Here is a 14,273-nt window from a genome sequence, read left to right on the forward strand (position 1 = left end):
CGGGGGAAAACCTGGAGATAATCTCAAAGGGTTACCTATCGCTATTTCTGCAAGTAGCGCAGGGAAAAACACTTTCCAATAAGCTGGTGCGAGCTGGCCGGGCCATGAATGCTGGAGTTTATTTTGTTACCCAAAATGCGGATGATTTAACGGATGAAAAGTTGAAAAATAACATCGGGGTGAAGTTTGCCTTCCGTTCCAGAGACTTGACGGAAATTAAGAAAACTCTTCAATTCTTTGGTGTGGATGCGGAAGACGAAGCAAATCAAAGACGGCTACGTGAATTGGAAAACGGTCAATGTCTTATGCAAGATTTATACGGCCGGGTTGGAACCATTCAAGTCCATCCAGTTTTTGAAGATTTATTTGAAGCCTTTGATACCAGACCGCCTGTTATAGAAAGGCAGTGATAACGTTGAATCTATCTAAAGGCAAAAAAATCATGTTGATGACGGTACTCATTGGTACGGTCCTTTTTTTATTGTTTCTATCTTTACTGACGGTTACTCACGCCGCTGGTTTAGTGGATGATACGGTCTCAGAAGATAATCTTTATTCGCTGTATCCGCTCGATCATTACCAATTAGATTTTTTTGTAGATAGCGGTTGGGATTGGCTGCCATGGAATTGGGATGATGGCATAGGTAAACAGGTCATGTATGGATTGTACACTATTACCAACTTTATTTGGATTATCAATCTCTATTTATCCAATGCCACAGGTTACTTGGTACAGCAGGCTTATTCACTTGATTTCATTTCTGAAACAGCAAATGCTATCGGGAAAAATATGCAGACACTTGCCGGAATTACATCAGAAGGGTTTGGGGAAGAAGGTTTCTATGTCGGTTTTCTGCTTCTCTTTGTATTGATTATCGGAATCTATGTAGCATATACCGGTTTGTTGAAACAGGAAACGACCAAAGCTATGCGGGCTGTCATTAACTTTTTAGTAGTGTTTATTTTGTCTGCTTCTTTTATTGCTTACGCCCCGACTTATGTTATGAAGATTAATGATTTTTCAGCAGATGTAAGCGAGGCAGCACTTGATTTGGGAGCCAAAATGCTTATGCCAAGTTCCAATAGTCAAGGAAAAGATAGTGTCGATATGATTCGGAATAATCTCTTCTCGATTCAGATAGAGCAGCCATGGATGCTGTTGCAATTTGATAACTCGGATAAAGAAGCAATTGGAGAAGAACGTGTAGATACATTGGTTTCTACCAGTCCCGATGAGAACAATGGAAAGAACCGCGAAAATGTTGTGAAAGCAGAAATTGAAAATCACGACAATAAAAATCTGACGATTACGAAGACTACCACTCGTTTAGGGATGGTCTTCTTTTTATTTCTATTTAACATTGGTATATCTATTTTCGTGTTTCTTTTATCCGGTATGATGATTTTCTCGCAACTGCTTTTCATTGTTTTTGCGATTTTTCTTCCTATCAGCTTTTTACTTTCCATGATTCCCAGCTTTGAAAATATGGGGAAACAAGCAATTATGAAACTCTTTAACGTGATTATGCTGAGGGCAGGAATTACGCTGGTGATTACGGTTGCCTTTAGTATTTCATCCATGTTGTATACCCTGACCAGCAGCTATCCATTTTTCTTGATTGCATTTCTACAAATCGTTACATTTGCCGGCATTTACATGAAGCTAGGTGATATTATGAGCATGTTTCGTTTACAAAGCAGCGATAGTCAACAAGTCGGTCGAGGTGTTATGCGACGACCAAAACAAATGGCATACCGCAGCGGTCGTCGCTTGCAACGTTCGATTGGACGGACATTGACAGGTGCAGCAGCTGGGGCGACTGTTGGATCAATGATAGGTAAAGGCAAAGGTTCCTTTTCTCTTAGCAGACCTTTACAACGATTAAAACCAACCAGAAATAACAAGACGGAACGGAGCAATAATGAATCTAAATCTTTCAGCCAGAGAGTCGGGCAAACGACCGGAAAAGTTATAGATACCAAAAATCGTGTACGTGCGAATATCCAACATCGTAAAGCTCAACTTAGGGACTTGCCAACAACTGCAAAGTACGCGGTTGTACAAGGAAAAGAAAATCTTAAGCGACCTGGCAGAGACTTTAAAAAGGGGATGACGCAAGCAAAAGAACGGCGGCTAATACAAAATACCGAACGTATGAACAAACACCGCCAAACGATTGCTGAAAAGCGGCAAGCTTTGGACAAGAAGCAAAAGAATCCAAAATCTTATTCCAGTAATCCGACGATACAGCAAAAACCTGTTTCTTCTTCAATGAAAGAAAAACAGGCGACCAAACAAAAACAAAAAGAAAGAACGATTTCTGAAAATCATAAAAGCAAACAGGCAATGGTACAAAAAGAAGGTATCCAAGCGCTGCGAACTCAAAAGAGACAAGCAACTCAACCGTATAAAGAGTCTATACAAAGTAAGAAACAGAACCGGAAAACAAACTTTGTTCGGATTCCAAAAAAGAATCCAAAATCGCAGGAAAAACAAGTGATGAAACGACCTGTCCTGCCTAGAAAACGAATAAAGCAACATCCGAAACCTCCACGCAGGCGACAAACAATCAGGAGGAATCGCTCATGATATTTTTACGATTAAAGATCATATTGATTATGAGTGGAATAGGATTTTTAGCGTTCTTGGGATTGTTGTCTTTTGTGGCCATTTTTATTTCTGATGAAGCAGGGGACTTTGATGCTCCAATGGATTTAGGTTTATCAGGAGATTTTCAACATGTTTCTTTATCCGAAGATGTGTTAGCTCATCAACAGACCGTAGAGAAGTACGCAAATGAATATAATATCGGTGAGTATGTTCCAATATTACTTGCCATTATTGCTGTAGAGAGTGGCGGCACTGTGGAAGATGTTATGCAAAGCAGTGAGTCGCTCGGATTATCTCCCAATTCCTTAGATACTGAGGCCTCCATTGAACAGGGGACTAAATATCTTGCAGAATTATTACAAGCAGCGGAAAGTAAAGAAGTTGATCAAGAAGCCGCTATTCAAGCCTATAATTACGGCGGTGGTTTTATCGACTATGTAGCTGAAAATGGACAAACTTACAGCTTTGAATTGGCAGAAAGCTTTGCGAAGCAGCAAGCCGGCGGAAGTAAAGTAATGTACAGTAATCCAATTGCAGTAGAAAAGAATGGGGGTTGGCGCTATACCTATGGCAATATGTTCTACTTGGACTTGCTTCAGCCTTACCTGAGTGAATCATCAGAGGTCCCCGCTTTTGGAGATGAAATTTTTCAAGCAGTCATGGAAGAAGCTTTAAAATACGAAGGTTTCCCCTATGTTTTTGGAGGGGATAATCCGAATACTTCCTTTGATTGCAGCGGCTTAACTCGGTGGGTGTATCAAAAAGCAGGAATTAATCTTCCCCGGACCGCACAAGAACAATATGACGCAACAAAATCTGTTCCTTTATCTGAAGCAGAACCCGGGGATCTGGTTTTCTTCCATTCCACTTATAATACGGCTAATTATGTAACGCACGTCGGCATCTATGTGGGAGATAACCAGATGTATCAAGCAGGTGACCCAATTGGATATGCAGATTTAACTTCTTCCTACTGGCAGAACCATTTAATTGGCGCTGGACGAATCAAAAATTAGTGGAGGGAATGAGTAGATGAAACTTCCTTTTAGCAAGAAAGAAAAACAACCAAAGTTAAAGCAAAGAAAAAAAGTAAAAATAAAAACGGTTGGCAAGCGAAAAAAATCAGTTGTTCTCTTATGGATACTGCTTTTAAGCAGTATTGCCTTCGGAATCTATAAAAACTTTACAGCGATTGATCAACATACTATTCATGAAAGAGAAGTCGTTCAAGCCAATATCATAGATACAACTGCTATTGAGAGTTTTACGGAAAACTTTGTGAAAGAATATTACTCTTGGGAAAATGAATCAGAAGCGTTAGAAGAACGAACAGAAAAGCTTGCTGATTACTTGACAGAAGAATTGCAGGCTATAAATATTGATATGATTCGGGAAGATATTCCGACAAGTTCCAGTGTCCAAAACATCAATATTTGGTCGGTATCAGAAGAAACTGAAAATAATTATTCAGTAGTCTACTCGGTGCAACAAAAAATTACAGAAGAAAAGGACAGCTCTTTCACAAACGCAACCTATCGTATTGTGCTTCATCAAGATGAACAAGAAAATCTGGTTATTACCCAAAATCCAACCATGTGGTCCCAGCCCAACAAATCTAATTTTGTACCGGAGCAAGCAGAAAACAATGGAACAGTGGAATCGGCTACTGAACAGGAAGTCACAGCGTTTTTAGAAGCTTTCTTTACTTCTTATCCAACCGCAACGGATCAAGAACTTGCTTATTATGTAAAAGACAATATTTTACCACCCATTGAAAAGAAATATATATTTTCTGAACTTGTTAATTCTGTGTATCAAGAATTGGACGGTCAAATTAAGGTATGGGTAACAGTAAGTTATTTAGATGAGACTACAAAAGCAAAACAGCTTTCACAATATGAGTTCATAATAGAAAAAGATACAAACTGGATGATTGTTGAATAAGAAGAATAAGTGGATATGTGCAAATAAAAAGTAAAAATCATCCTCGCTTGTTTTAAGGTTAAAAAACAGTGGGGATGATGCTATTTAAACAAGTCAAGTATAAGAAATTTTCCCTTTATAAAAAGATATAAAACTCTTACTTTTGTTGAGCAAACATTTTATCTACTTCTTTTATTGTACAAACTCGGATTGTTTCTTAGATTTTATAAAAACAGATACACTTATATTTTAATTTATTAAATCCTATTTTGATAATTTTTCGTATATTAGATATCTTTTCCATATTATTTAATGATAATATAGTAATAGGTAAAATTGCTAAAAATTAATCATTTGGTAGGTGAAATATATGAGTGAACACTCAGCAGAGGCTTCGCTTCTGGGATATTATTTTCAAGGCATGTATGCCTTAGTAAAATTACTAGATGCAAATGATAACGATAAGGTGAGTATAGAGACTGGTGATGATGTATATATTGAAGGAAATATAAAAAAATTATACCAACTAAAGCATAGTCTTAATAGCAAGGGAAAAATAAATGAAAAAAATGATGGTTTATGGAAGACTATTAGAATTTGGGCAGATATGTTAAGAAAAGAAGAAGTAGATGAAGCGACATACTTTATATTTGTAACCACATCTCAAATAGATGATGAATGTTCACTAACTAATCTATCTAATAATGATTCTGATAGAAATTTAGTAGTTGAAAGTCTTCTAGTAGAAGCTAATCGAGTTGCTGAAGCAAGAAAATTAGCAGCAAGTAAAGAAGAAACTTTACCATTTAAAACAAGGTGGCCTGGTTGTGAAGCGTATTTATCTTTAAATGCGGAACAAAGAACAAACCTTATTAGTAAAATTTCTGTACAACCTGACAATTATAATATAAAAGATATACCTAATGAAGTAGCGGAAAGGATTCAAAATACTGTTCCGGTAAATATAAGATTGAAATTAGTTGAACGGTTAATTGAGTGGTGGGATAGAAGAGTGGTTTTAGGTTTATTAAATGAGTTGTCAAGGGATATTAGTAAATATGAATTGATACGACAAATAGTAACATTAATCAATGAATTATCTGATGAAAATTTAACAGATGATTTTGGGGATTTAGCTGAAGAAGCGGATGTATCAGGAGAACTTGGAGGAAATATGGAAATCCAAATTGATTTAGTAAAAGGAGGAGAGCCGAGGAAAAGAAGAGCAGCTACAACAAGGTGGCAAGCAAGAAATCAAAGAGAAAAATGGCTAAAGGACGATTTAATTAATGGAATAGAGTTAAAAAAATTAGATAAAAGATTAGTTACTGTTTGGGATGATTATTTTCAAACAATGAAGTTTGATTTAAAGGGGGAGGAAGAAGGTGTGCTCTCTGAAAATGGACGTTCCTTGCTAGATTGGTCCCATAGAGAGGCTCATAAGGAAATCACCCCAATTCGAAAGGAATGGAGTCAAGCCTACCTTGTGCAAGGTTCTTATCAGCAACTCGCTGAAGACCTGAAGGTTGGCTGGCACCCAGAATTTACTGAAAGAATTAAGAAAACTTCAACTAATAAGGAGGAAGAAAAATGATTTCAACAGATACATATTCTGCTACAAATCCTCCGCTTTGTTCATTAATATTATGGTCTTTTCTTAATGGGTTTGAAGAAGTAAAGAAAGAAGGCTGTGAATTTCCAATATTATTTTTACCTCTTCCTTTAGTCTTATCAAAGCCTATAAGAAATAATTTTGATGGTACCAATACTTCAACTGGATTACTTACTTGGATTTCTAGAAACCCTTCAGCGATAATTGATATTGCTCAAAGAATAGAAGTAACTCAGGATATTACAAGAGAAGCGATTTTATTTGGAACAACTAATAAAATTTTCTATTTTGATGACGAGGGTCTTATTTTTTTTAATAAAAGTGGAATTAAGGTTAGTAAGATATACACTGAAGAACATTTTGAGGAGTCAAGAAAAACTTTAACAGTTGCAAAAAAGCTCGGGAGTTGGTGTGGTCAATTAGAATCTACAAAAACTATATATAACGTGTTAGGAGTGTCCTTATGAAAAGGTGGAATATAAAGAAAATACTACTATACAGCCACAATGAGAAAATGAAAGAATTAGAATTTAATCTAGAAGATGTTACCATTATTACAGGAGAATCAAGGACTGGAAAGTCTGCTATACCAGAGATTATTGATTATGTAATGGGGGCTAGTGAATGTCACATCCCTTCATTTGTAAGAGGTTGTTTAAGCTGGGTAGGAATTTTATGGGTGAAAGGTGATACAGAGTTTTCTATATTTAGAAAAATACCCAAAATAGGATGGAAATCTAGTGGAGATATTTATTTTGAAATCGGTAAAAATATAGAAATACCTGCTAAATCATCAGAACTAAGTAAAACGACTAATGTTGAAGGGGGATTAGCGCAATTTGAAAGGCTTTTAGGTATAGGGGATGCAAGAACGGAGTCCTTTGGAACTAAGCTCGAATCGAAACGAATATCTATTAGAAACACAATCCCATACCTTCTGCAAGATGATGATGTAATCATTAGCAAAAATACTTTATTAAGAGGAACAAACGATGAAAGAAAGCAAAGTGTAATTGAATCATTACCATATTTTTTAGGAATTGTGGATGAGGATACTTTAAGTAAAGAACTCGAGTTCAAGAAAATCACAAGACAAATTAATAGAATTGAGAAGGAAGTTAAAGCTAATGAAGCCATTATTTTTGGAGATTCTAATAAAGCTTTAAATTTAGTGCAAGAAGCTATACAGCTGGGCTTAATAGATAATGAAGAAAATATAGACGAATGGGATAATGATGAACTTCTAAAGAAATTAGCTGCCGTTGCCAATTGGAATATTACAGTAGAAAGTAAAATTAATGAGGATTTATTGCCTAATTTATATACTCAATTAACAAATGAACAAAGTAAAGTTATAGAAATAAAAAATAAGCTAAGAAAAGCTAAACAACAAATATTAGCAGCCGAAGAATTTGATGGGACTGTAAACCAACAAAAAAGGAAGTTAGAAGTAATTAACCTTTTCAAAAAACCCCATGATCCTAATACTTGTCCGCTTTGTCAAAGTGAATTAAATAATCCGTCAAAGCCAGTAAGTACAATTAAAAACCTTATGGTAAAAACTCAAAATGATCTGAGAAGTCTAGAAAAAGATAGGCCTCGGTTGGATAATTATATAAACATTTTAACGCAAGATTTAGAGAGAAAAGAAGTATTAATTAAAAGTATCAAAGACAAAATTGGTGTTTTAGTTAAAGAAAATGAACAAACTGAAAATAATTTAGATTTATTTCAAAGAAGGAATAGAACTATAGGTCGAATAAGTTTATATTTAGAGAGTAAAGAAGCACTTGATTCCAATAATCAAAATAAAAATCAGGATTTTCTCGATAGATTGAATAAAAGATTGGAAGAATTAGAAGAAGAGGTGAATTTCGAAAATAAACTAAACAATTTAGAAAATGTTGAACGAAGAATATCCTCTATTGCAACAAATATAATATTCAATTTACCATTTGAAGAAAGGTATGAGGACTGTCCAGTTTATATAAATTTGAAAAACCTTGATGTAGGTGTTTCATTACCAACACATAGTGAAAGTATGCGTGATGTTGGTTCCGATGAAAATTATTTAAGTTTACACGTATCTTTAATGTTAGCCTTACACCGGCATTTTGCTAGCTTGAATAGACCGGTTCCGGGTGTATTACTATTTGATCAATTGAGCAGACCTTATTTTCCACCTGATGAAGAACCAAATGAGGTAGAAATTGATGATATAAACGAAAACGGAGAGAGAAATTCACTGTTGAAATATTTTGAAGCTTTATTTGATGAAGTTGATAGGAACGAATCTCTACAAATTATTATAATTGAACATGCTTATTTCAAGAATCATGAAAGATATAAAAAATCTGTTAAATATAGATGGAAAAAGAAAGAATCTGGTCTTATACCTGAAGATTGGCCAGAAAAAACGAAGTAAAAAGAGGGCGATATTTTGGAAATAAAAGGTAAGCGGGAAATAATAGACCGCATTCTATTATAACGGAACTACCTCTATACTTGGATTTAACAAGTAACAGGAGGTAGTTTTTTCATGAAGGAAAACCCGATTGTTCCCGTAACGATCCCAGCACCATCTTCCTCTACGCCTGTAAATCCAGTAGCGGAAGTTTCTTGTCATTCTCTACAGCTAACAATCTTTGAAGGTTGTCAGGAATCTTTGGCAGTAGCCTTGATAAAGGAGGTGTGCCGTCATGCTCGTTGACTTCTCCCAGATGAAAAATTGTTATTTAGTCTGTGGCTATACAGATCTTCGCAAAGGCATTGATGGTCTGGCTTCCGTAATCACCAGTCAATTTCAATTAGATATTTTAGATGAATCTGTTTTCTTATTCTGCGGGAGAAGAACGGATCGATTTAAAGCTCTCTGGTTTGATGGAGAAGGTTTTTATTTGCTTTATAAGCGATACGATCAGGGAAAGTTAACTTGGCCGCGTTCGCAAACCGACGTTGAAAAACTGACACCAAAACAAATCGAGTGGCTGTTTGACGGTTTTTCCATCTATCAAAAACAAAAAATTCAACCTGCCAAATTAGGTGTCCTCACTTAATCATGGGGGAGAGAAATTGTTTTTTAAATTTTTTCTTCCCTTTTTGATAAAGTGTGGTACGATAAAAGAAATTATTTGGACACAGGGGGTGAATACGTTGACAGAATTGGAAAAGAAGCTGATGAAACAAATCGAACATTTGACAATTCAAAATGAAAAACAAGCAAAACAAATTGAACAGCTGATTAACCAGCTGACCAATATGAATCGTCGACTATTTGGAACATCATCCGAAAAGAATTCTCAAGGTCAACTCTCCTTCTTCGAAGAAGACAATAATCCCCCTTTTAGCGAGGCAGAGCAACCTGCAGACAAAGCCGTTGAAATAGAGACCATCTCTTATCAGCGAAAAAAATATCAAGGGCAGCGGGCCGATATCACAAGAGACTTGCCTATCGTGGTGGAAGAACACACTCTTCCGTCCGATAGCCAGGTCTGTTCGTGCTGTGCCAGCCCATTAAAACATCTTGGGAAGCGAGAAGCTCGAACGGAGTTAGAGTTTATCCCAGCTCATTTAGTAAAACATGTACATTATGAACATGCTTATGAATGCTTAGCCTGTAAGAAAACCGGTCAGAATCACATTCTCCGACAAAAAGCACCGGAACCAGCCTTAGCTAAAAGTTTAGCTGGACCGAGCGTGTTAGCCTATAATCTCTATCAAAAGCTGGAGATGAGTATTCCTTATCATCGTCAGGAAAAAGAATGGGCAAGATATGGGTTGAAGGTTTCCCGGAGAACGTTGGCAAACTGGGCGATTCGAAGTTCCGAAGAATGGCTGGAGCCATTGTACCAACAAATGAGAGAAAAATTACTTCTAGAACCTGTGCTCTCCGCTGATGAAACGACCTATCAAATTTTACGCCGGGCAGACGAAAAGTCAGCTACAGCCGATGCGAGGATATGGTTATTTCGAACAGCGGAAGCTGCCAAACATCCCATTATTCTCTACCATTCTTCCGAGACACGCCGGTTTGAAGTAGCAGAAACCTTTCTCAAAGGATTTCAAGGACTTCTTCATTGTGATGGATATTCCGTCTATCAAAAATTAGAAGATGTGCAACTTCAAACGTGCTGGGCGCATGTTCGGAGAAAGTTTTTAGAGACCAATGATTCAAATGGACAAGGCGCCGTCGGCGTCCATTACTGTGACCAGCTTTTCAAGCTGGAAAGGCAATGGAAAGATTTATCTCCAGAGGAACGCCTGCAGCAACGCCAGCTGGAAAGCAAGCCGTTACTGAAGGAGTTTTGGGGATGGCTGGACGCTCTCGTTACAATGAAAGGTCCTTTACAAAAAGCTGTGGATTATACACAAAAGTTAAGGGATTCCCTTCAACGCTTTTTAACAGACGGACGCCTTTTCATTAGTAATAATCTCGCAGAACGTTCCATTCGGCCTGTCACCGTCGGACGTAAAAACTGGTATTTTTCAACCAGCGTAGCTGGAGCTCATGCGAATACCATTGGATACAGTGTTATCCAAACAGCTAAAGAAAATGGAATTGATCCGTTTGAATACTTAACCGTTTTATTTACGGAACTTCCCCAGCTTAATATTTTTCAAGACTCGGAACAATGGGAAAACTATTTTCCATGGAGTCCTTATATCCAAGCCAAGGTGAAGCCACTTTCAAAACATATAAAACGAGCATAATAGCCCTAATGGAGCTTCTTTACAAAAAGTTTACTCCTTTCAGGGCTATTTGTCATGGCGTCATATTATTTCCCGCTTACAATAAAAGATGCAATGTATATATTCAACGGTGATAGATTTCTTGATTTCATTGATACAAAAAAATTTAAGAATGACGTTGCTGCTGAATTTGATGTTTCTGAAGAAGTGAATAAACTTGAATTTGCGGATTACTATAGTTCTTTAAAAAAGAGCTATAGTGCTGAAACTATTGATTTTATATTCTTTGAAAATATATTCTATAGTCATTTGAAAAATATATATGTTGATCAAATTTTAGGACATCCTAATCTACAAATCGATTTCTTTAAAGAAAAAGTTAAAAAGTTGATAGATAAAATTAATATTAAAGATACCATACCTGCTGCACTTCACAGCTATATGAGTGAAGACGGATTTTATTTGATGGATTCGTTAAATATATCCTCTATAAACACTACGTTTATTGCAGGGTATGATTATAACACAGAAAAAGGTTCAGTAACATCTGCTAGATTTCTGTTTGTTGAAGTCGTTCCCAAAAAAATACAAGGTGTAGATTATTTTATTGCAGGCATTGAACTTGATTTTACAAAAAATTTAGTTCTAACTATGATAAAAAATATAACAGAATTAAAAAAAGAAAATAATGTAACACCTACAACTACCCACCAGTTACATAAGACCGTAGTTAATAAAGTATTATATACTTTGGGTATATCATTAAAAGAAATAGATGTGAAAGATGATCGGAAGGGTATGTATGATTTTTGTAAGTACCTTGATAATGCGTTATTGGAGGATTTACGTACTGAAGTTAAATCAAGAACAAGTAAGCCAATAAGAGCTTCTGTCGATAAATTAAATAAATCGTTGTTTACCGATGATAAAAGTTTAAATGGAATTGATAAAAGTGATTTAAACAAAAAAATCCAAGCATTATTATTATCATATTATATTGAATATAATATTAAACCGACGGAACTTGTGAAAAAGGCAAAAAAACAAAAGCTTGTTGGATACCCAACAAGAATTAAATTTACATCAAATAAATCAAGTAGAAGTTCGACTCAATCAAGTAACTCTAAACAGCCGGTTTCAGCTTCAGACATGTTTCATAGTCTTTACTTTAGTTTTGAACAAGCTTTAGAGCTTGATAACTGGTCAATATCTTGGTTTACTGATTATTTATTTACAGATGAAGAAAAGACAGATGTAATCCAAACGACTATATATTCTACAAGTAAACAATTTAGAGTAGTATTCCGTCCTACCAGAGCTTTAAATAAGGAGATAATTCATTATGTCATTGACCAAATTAATTCATACCGTTAGTATTAAACTTCAAAAGAGTGAAGAAGAAACATTTGAGCAGTTAAATACACTTGCAGAAGTAGTCAAAGAAGAAATTTTTCCGAAGAATAGATTGACACATTACAATATGGAAATGGAAACACTCCATATAATTCTTACTGAATTGATAAGATCTGATCTTGCATCAAAGTATTTTGCATACGACTGTGAAGCAAAAGACTCAATTGACTATGTTATTACACTAGATGACCAATGTAAATACTGTGGAGAAGTTTTGAAAGATTCAAAAAGACATATTACACGTGAAATGTTCAAACTTAATTCGAATTTTTTACAATTAATCGCTGAATATAGATCTACACAATTAAAGAAATATCTAATGGATGAGTATAGAGATAATTTAGAGAAACTTAAAAATCGAACTCAAAAAATAGTTCCTTTTCTCGGTGCTGGTGTATCAATCCCATTAAACTTACCCAACTGGAAAGACTTGTTACTTGAATTGGATAAAGGTTTAACTGATATTGATAAAAAAAAATATAGAGAAATTATCGAACAAGGTGATTTTTTAAAGGCATTAAGTTTCTTAAAAAAATACTCTACTATGTACAGAAAAGAAGATGTATTGAAACGAGGAATAAAAGATTTAATAACAACCCGGTATCGAAAAGAAAATGATGATGACGTAAAATAGTTTGTGTAAAATATTTGAGATAAAAAAAGAGGTAGGGTACCCTCGAAATTGGACAAAAAATCAAGAAAGGAGACCCTACCATGTCTCAAAGTATAAACCAAGATGACTTTATGAATCAACTAGATGGACTTGTACGCGATTTTGTCAAAGAACAGTTGGAAACCATTATGGAAGAGGAAAGAAAACAATTCTTTGAGGAAGAACATCCGGAGTTAACACAAATAAAAAACGGCTATTATCAACGCAGTCTGGATACCAAGCATGGACATATTGATGATTTGTCTGTTCCCCGGGATCGCGACGGAGCATTTCATACGGAATTATTTGATCCCTATCAGCGTCGTGATCAATGGGTTGGTGAAACTGTAACACGTATGTATCAAAAAGGAGTCAGCACACGTGAAATCGGGCAAATGATTGAACATATGCTGGGTTCATCCTACTCAGCTGCAACGGTGAGCAATATCACAGAAGCAACGTTAGAGAATATAGAAGCATGGCAAAAGCGTCCGCTAAACAAGCGTTACTCCGTGCTCTATCTCGATGGAACCTATTTGAAGTTACGCCGGGATGATGTCGCCAATGAAGTGGTCTATATCGTCATTGGTGTGAATGAGGACGGCTATCGTGAAATTTTAGGATTTTATGTAGGCGGAAAGGAAAGTTCCCTGGGATGGAAAGAAATCTTGAAGGATTTATATGAACGTGGAGCTCAAGAAGTATTGCTTGGCGTGTTTGATGGGCTTCCTGGCTTGGAGACAGCGATGAAAGAAGTGTATCCCAAAGCGGATGTCCAGCGTTGTGTCGTGCATAAAGTTCGCAATGCGTTAAATGCCGTTCGTAAAAAGGATCAGACAGCCGTTGCAGAAGCTTTAAAACCCATTTATGAGGCAAGTACAAAAGCAGAAGCAAAAGAACGATTTCAAGCGTTTAAAGAAGACTGGGAAAGCAAATATTCTAAAGTCGTCAAGACTTGGGAAGAAGATTTGGATGTTCTCCTTACCTTTTTGGATTACCCTTCTTCTATACAGCGTGTCATCTATACGACAAATATCATCGAAAGAACCATGAAAGAAATCAAGAAGCGTACGAAAACGATGAATAGCTTACCAAGTGAACAAGCAACGGAAAAAATCGTGTACCTTCAAGTAACAGATTATAACGAACGATGGGGAGAACGTAAGTTAAGAGGATTCGCAACCGCTTATCAAGCATTACAAGATATGTTTGAAGAACGCTACGGGGAATAGGGAATAAACGAGCTAATTTTCAGGCACCGTCCCCGGGTACCCGGGGACGGTGCCTGAAAACACATCCCAATAGAGAGGATATCCTACAAATTTACACAAACTTATTGACGGTACCAAAATGATAGTACTAATCATAATATC

At 36.1% G+C, this 14,273-nt stretch carries 11 protein-coding genes and 1 pseudogene; all 12 read left to right on the forward strand.

The window, feature by feature from the left end; genetic code table 11:
* Positions 1-44: 44 nt before the first annotated feature.
* Positions 45-410 (forward strand): annotated as a pseudogene (locus O2S85_RS03630) (ATP-binding protein); the annotation flags it as partial.
* The gene (locus tag O2S85_RS03635; RefSeq protein ID WP_439649449.1) at positions 410-2,590 is read left to right on the forward strand and encodes a CD3337/EF1877 family mobilome membrane protein; all 2,181 of its coding nucleotides are present in this window, start codon (positions 410-412) and stop codon (positions 2,588-2,590) included. The pseudogene O2S85_RS03630 and the gene O2S85_RS03635, both read left to right, overlap by 1 nt.
* Positions 2,587-3,627 carry a bifunctional lytic transglycosylase/C40 family peptidase gene (locus O2S85_RS03640; RefSeq protein ID WP_439649427.1) on the forward strand — a complete coding sequence of 347 codons (1,041 nt, stop codon included), beginning with the start codon at positions 2,587-2,589 and terminating at the stop codon, positions 3,625-3,627. The genes O2S85_RS03635 and O2S85_RS03640 overlap by 4 nt, the downstream gene beginning before the upstream one ends.
* Positions 3,628-3,643: 16 nt before the next feature.
* Positions 3,644-4,555, forward strand: a complete 912-nt coding sequence (locus tag O2S85_RS03645; RefSeq protein WP_269411367.1) for a conjugal transfer protein — start codon at positions 3,644-3,646, stop codon at positions 4,553-4,555.
* A gap of 349 nt (positions 4,556-4,904) precedes the next feature.
* Positions 4,905-6,128 carry an ABC-three component system protein gene (locus O2S85_RS03650; RefSeq protein ID WP_269411368.1) on the forward strand — a complete coding sequence of 408 codons (1,224 nt, stop codon included), beginning with the start codon at positions 4,905-4,907 and terminating at the stop codon, positions 6,126-6,128.
* Positions 6,125-6,613, forward strand: a complete 489-nt coding sequence (locus O2S85_RS03655) for a three component ABC system middle component (protein ID WP_269411369.1) — start codon at positions 6,125-6,127, stop codon at positions 6,611-6,613. The genes O2S85_RS03650 and O2S85_RS03655 overlap by 4 nt, the downstream gene beginning before the upstream one ends.
* Complete coding sequence (locus O2S85_RS03660) at positions 6,610-8,571, forward strand: DUF3732 domain-containing protein (RefSeq protein ID WP_269411370.1); 1,962 nt, start codon at positions 6,610-6,612, stop codon at positions 8,569-8,571. Before O2S85_RS03655 ends, O2S85_RS03660 begins: the two co-directional genes overlap by 4 nt.
* Positions 8,572-8,845: 274 nt before the next feature.
* On the forward strand, positions 8,846-9,202 hold the full coding sequence (gene tnpB, locus O2S85_RS03665; protein WP_042528993.1) for an IS66 family insertion sequence element accessory protein TnpB: 357 nt from the start codon (positions 8,846-8,848) through the stop codon (positions 9,200-9,202).
* A gap of 97 nt (positions 9,203-9,299) precedes the next feature.
* Entirely contained in the window at positions 9,300-10,856 is a 1,557-nt protein-coding gene (tnpC, locus tag O2S85_RS03670; RefSeq protein WP_080872501.1) for an IS66 family transposase, read from the forward strand.
* 54 nt (positions 10,857-10,910) lie between these two features.
* Entirely contained in the window at positions 10,911-12,209 is a 1,299-nt protein-coding gene (locus tag O2S85_RS03675) for a hypothetical protein (protein ID WP_269411371.1), read from the forward strand.
* A complete protein-coding gene (locus tag O2S85_RS03680; RefSeq protein ID WP_269411372.1) occupies positions 12,178-12,882 on the forward strand; it encodes a hypothetical protein in 705 nt (234 codons plus the stop codon). The genes O2S85_RS03675 and O2S85_RS03680 overlap by 32 nt, the downstream gene beginning before the upstream one ends.
* An 80-nt stretch (positions 12,883-12,962) precedes the next feature.
* Positions 12,963-14,132, forward strand: a complete 1,170-nt coding sequence (locus O2S85_RS03685) for an IS256 family transposase (protein ID WP_269411063.1) — start codon at positions 12,963-12,965, stop codon at positions 14,130-14,132.
* Positions 14,133-14,273 lie beyond the last annotated feature (141 nt).

Source organism: Lentibacillus daqui, from assembly GCF_027186265.1.
Lineage (GTDB): Bacteria > Bacillota > Bacilli > Bacillales > Amphibacillaceae > Lentibacillus_C > Lentibacillus_C daqui.

Coding starts and splice junctions, on each gene's coding strand:
- O2S85_RS03640 (WP_439649427.1), top strand. CDS start 2,587: ATGATATTTTTACGATTAAAGATCATATTGATTATGAGTGGAATAGGA.
- O2S85_RS03645 (WP_269411367.1), top strand. CDS start 3,644: ATGAAACTTCCTTTTAGCAAGAAAGAAAAACAACCAAAGTTAAAGCAA.
- O2S85_RS03650 (WP_269411368.1), top strand. CDS start 4,905: ATGAGTGAACACTCAGCAGAGGCTTCGCTTCTGGGATATTATTTTCAA.
- O2S85_RS03655 (WP_269411369.1), top strand. CDS start 6,125: ATGATTTCAACAGATACATATTCTGCTACAAATCCTCCGCTTTGTTCA.
- O2S85_RS03660 (WP_269411370.1), top strand. CDS start 6,610: ATGAAAAGGTGGAATATAAAGAAAATACTACTATACAGCCACAATGAG.
- tnpB (WP_042528993.1), top strand. CDS start 8,846: ATGCTCGTTGACTTCTCCCAGATGAAAAATTGTTATTTAGTCTGTGGC.
- O2S85_RS03675 (WP_269411371.1), top strand. CDS start 10,911: ATGGCGTCATATTATTTCCCGCTTACAATAAAAGATGCAATGTATATA.
- O2S85_RS03680 (WP_269411372.1), top strand. CDS start 12,178: ATGTCATTGACCAAATTAATTCATACCGTTAGTATTAAACTTCAAAAG.
- O2S85_RS03685 (WP_269411063.1), top strand. CDS start 12,963: ATGTCTCAAAGTATAAACCAAGATGACTTTATGAATCAACTAGATGGA.